Origin of the sequence: Quyinboa mangrovi, from assembly GCF_042219825.1 — a bacterium.
Lineage (GTDB): Bacteria > Bacteroidota > Bacteroidia > Bacteroidales > UBA5342 > JBHJHP01.
Genome location: NZ_JBHJHQ010000060.1, coordinates 1 through 777, shown reverse-complemented (window position 1 = coordinate 777; position 777 = coordinate 1). Strand labels below are relative to the sequence as shown.

At 32.3% G+C, this 777-nt stretch carries 1 protein-coding gene; it reads right to left on the bottom strand.

What is annotated here, in order from left to right:
* Window positions 1–151: 151 nt before the first annotated feature.
* Window positions 152–694, bottom strand: coding sequence for a hypothetical protein (locus ACE1ET_RS20565; protein WP_375730308.1), 543 nt, complete (start codon window positions 692–694; stop codon window positions 152–154).
* Window positions 695–777 lie beyond the last annotated feature (83 nt).

Genomic DNA, 777 nt, shown 5'->3' with positions numbered 1-777 from the left:
AACGTTCCCGCGGTATGGTGTCGTGCGGTTGACTGTCCCACGGAGTGGAGACTGTCATGCCGAGAACGACGGCATACGGAATGTGGATTTGCATGTTAAAAGAAACCGCATGCACTATGCACCGCGTGTTGGGCATAGTAATTTTATCTTTTTAATATCTATTAAAATTTACATGATATGCTCTTCTATATAGCCTCCAATCTTTCAGAATCAAGTCTCCTTCCATTTTTGAAATAGTATCATTATTTATTGTCACTATCAGACTTGAATCTCTAAGAATGTTTGGTTTAATAAAATAGTAAGTCAGTGTTTTAGACTCTTTTCTATTTATAAACACATCTTCAATCGAGTAAATATCAAAAATGTCATATTCTATTGATTTTCTGGTGTGTAACACACTATCTTTGCACCAACTTAAATATGAAATATTATCTTTATTTAAGTAATCAAGGTACATGCAAGAATCAATTTGGGGCAATCCATATTCTTTCCAAAATTTTTGTTCGCTATACAAAGAATAATATCGAGTCCTTGGTGCATTAATAAAAAAGAAAATGAATACTATAAAGCCCCCTGATAATTTTAATATTTTCTCTCCTGTTTTCTCTTTATTCTGTAATATTAATATTAACCCTAAAATCGCAATCAGTCCAAATATTCCTATAATAATCCAAAAGAATGTTTCAGTTTTCATCGTTTGTTTTATTAATAAGCTATTTTAATCAATATGTGTTTAGAGTTTGCAGTCTCTCTCATTATTATGCCCAACGTTCCCGC

Excerpts from the sequence above, each read along its gene's own strand:
- ACE1ET_RS20565 (WP_375730308.1), bottom strand. The coding sequence starts at position 694 with ATGAAAACTGAAACATTCTTTTGGATTATTATAGGAATATTTGGACTG.